A 2,144-nucleotide genomic window follows, 5' to 3' on the forward strand; every position below is an offset into this window, starting at 1 on the left:
AAAATTGCTAGGCTTGGTTTTTATCGGTAAGCGATATTGTTTGCATTTCTTCTCCGAAGTCAGGTTTTTTCTTTCTAACTTTTCGGTATATTTGTTAACGTAAATCATTAACTGTCGCAACTTTACCAAGCTGCAACACGTTAGCAAACATAATTTCTCATCGCAACGCAACAAAGTTTGGAAATAAATCTTTATTTTTGATTAATAAAAATAGTTAAACATGGATATAACAGCCCAAATAAAAAAGAATTTAATTTCTAGAATAAAAGATTCTAAAGATTTAAATTTTCTAAATGCGCTTCAAACTATATTTGATTCGTCAGAGCAAGCTTTATATCAATTATCTACAAATCAGCAATCATCAATTGAAACTGGTAGAAATGAAATCAAAGAAGGAAAGTTTCACAATAATGATGAAGTAATTTCTGAAATGCGAAAATGGCTAAAAAAGTAATAGTTTGGTCAGAAATTGCAAAACTTCAATTTGCAAACGTATTAGAATATTATGTTGAAAGGAATGGTAATCCAAATTATAGTTTAAAACTACTTAACGAAGTTGAAGATTTACTTAATACACTTTCAAATTCAGAATTAATAGGAAGATTAACTTCAAATAAATTCACTCGGGTAATTTCCATGAAAGTTTATCTTATTTTTTACGAGATAAATGGAAATAGAATTGAAATTGTATCGTTTTGGGATAATCGACAAGATATCGAGCGGAGGAAAATAAAATAAGAATTACGTTTGCTAACAACGGTTTAAAACCATTGCTGGTTTAAACCTTAAAAGAAAATCCTGCGGATTTTCGAGCACTGCATTCCATAACAAATATTTCGTAAATTGCCGCAACGGTTTTAAGCCGTAAAACGTTACCAGCAAGCGTAAAAAAGCAACTTCAAACATAACAGTAAAGAAATGAAAGACGTAAAAATTGTCGAACAACTCCTTAAAGACGAAAAAGGAAAGATTACAGGAAAAGTAGCTATACTACTTGGGGGCTTGAATTCTGATAATCCTAAAGAACACATGGACACTGCTGTGAGTAAATATGTCGGGAATGAACTTCACAATCAATTCGTTGAAATTCATTTAGACAATCCTTGGACACGTGTAATAATTAGGGATATAAACAGTATTAAGTTCAGGGATATGACTGAAGAGGACTCAATAAAAAGTAACAATGAGTAACGACATTTTCTTTATCCATGCTGGGTCAGCTCTACATAGTTGGCTCAACTACATTTCATCTGTAAAGAGGATTTATGTTTTGGCTGAAAATTCAATTAAATATCCTATATCAGAATATATAGGTACTAAAGTAGACCCCAGCAAAATTCATCTTGACAAATTACATCCTAATCTTAATGACAGATATTTGGATTTACGTTTCTTTGATGAAATTAATTCCCAAGAAACTGAAATTGCAATGGAGTTTAAATATGCTCGATTGGGATATACAGACCATGATGCTGAGAAGAAACGCATTTTTAATGACATAATGAGATTAAAACTCTTCGTTGAACAAGCTGGCAATCGAAAAGGCTACTTTCTAATCTGTGGTCCTCAAATTGATTTCATTAAGGCATTTCAATCTATTGGCTGGAGTGAAACAGATAAACAAAGTGGTGGTTTACCAACTCCAAAAGCTCTGAGTACTGACTATGACAAAGTTAATCCATTAGGATTTTACACAAATTGGTTTAAATATAAAAAAGATGAAACTCAAGAAATAGATTTGGGAACAAACTCAGTAGAATTGAAGAAAATCTATAAAGATTTTTTCAAGAAATACAAAAAAGCTTTCAAAGACGGTATCACAGAAACGACACTTAATACTAATAACCCAATCACAAGATTAGTTTATCTTTCAGAGTCATTAAACTTAAGAGATATTCCAACACCAATGAAAGTTGGAATTTGGGAAGTGACTACCAAAAATAACATCGAATAATGCCAGCTGGTAACAAGCGTTTGGCAAGATTGCGAATTTTGTAGTAAATTCACATTTACATTTCGCAAGAAATTTTATCTTTAACAGAAAATAACGGTTCCGAAGCTCGCAACCTCGCCAAGCGCCGGAACGTTAACCGCAAGCGGATCGGACGAGGGAGAATTCAATAACTTAATGCAACAAATGATAA

4 protein-coding genes are annotated in these 2,144 nt (G+C 32.2%); all 4 read left to right on the top strand.

Annotation, left to right across the window (positions count from 1 at the left end):
* The first annotated feature begins 220 nt into the window (after nucleotides 1-220).
* The 4 genes from G498_RS0109915 to G498_RS0109935 all read left to right on the top strand — a co-directional run bounded on the left by G498_RS0109915 (nucleotide 221) and on the right by G498_RS0109935 (nucleotide 1,954).
* Nucleotides 221-454 carry a hypothetical protein gene (locus G498_RS0109915; RefSeq protein WP_026981012.1) on the top strand — a complete coding sequence of 78 codons (234 nt, stop codon included), beginning with the start codon at nucleotides 221-223 and terminating at the stop codon, nucleotides 452-454.
* Nucleotides 439-738, top strand: a complete 300-nt coding sequence (locus G498_RS0109920) for a type II toxin-antitoxin system RelE/ParE family toxin (RefSeq protein WP_026981013.1) — start codon at nucleotides 439-441, stop codon at nucleotides 736-738. The genes G498_RS0109915 and G498_RS0109920 overlap by 16 nt, the downstream gene beginning before the upstream one ends.
* A 180-nt stretch (nucleotides 739-918) precedes the next feature.
* Nucleotides 919-1,191, top strand: a complete 273-nt coding sequence (locus tag G498_RS0109930; RefSeq protein WP_026981014.1) for a hypothetical protein — start codon at nucleotides 919-921, stop codon at nucleotides 1,189-1,191.
* A complete protein-coding gene (locus tag G498_RS0109935) occupies nucleotides 1,184-1,954 on the top strand; it encodes a hypothetical protein (RefSeq protein ID WP_026981015.1) in 771 nt (256 codons plus the stop codon). The genes G498_RS0109930 and G498_RS0109935 overlap by 8 nt, the downstream gene beginning before the upstream one ends.
* Nucleotides 1,955-2,144 lie beyond the last annotated feature (190 nt).

The sequence above is a fragment of the Flavobacterium suncheonense GH29-5 = DSM 17707 genome, from assembly GCF_000430025.1.
GTDB classification, from domain to species: Bacteria; Bacteroidota; Bacteroidia; order Flavobacteriales; family Flavobacteriaceae; genus Flavobacterium; species Flavobacterium suncheonense.

Excerpts from the sequence above, each read along its gene's own strand:
- G498_RS0109935 (WP_026981015.1), top strand. The coding sequence starts at position 1,184 with ATGAGTAACGACATTTTCTTTATCCATGCTGGGTCAGCTCTACATAGT.
- G498_RS0109915 (WP_026981012.1), top strand. The coding sequence starts at position 221 with ATGGATATAACAGCCCAAATAAAAAAGAATTTAATTTCTAGAATAAAA.
- G498_RS0109930 (WP_026981014.1), top strand. The coding sequence starts at position 919 with ATGAAAGACGTAAAAATTGTCGAACAACTCCTTAAAGACGAAAAAGGA.
- G498_RS0109920 (WP_026981013.1), top strand. The coding sequence starts at position 439 with ATGGCTAAAAAAGTAATAGTTTGGTCAGAAATTGCAAAACTTCAATTT.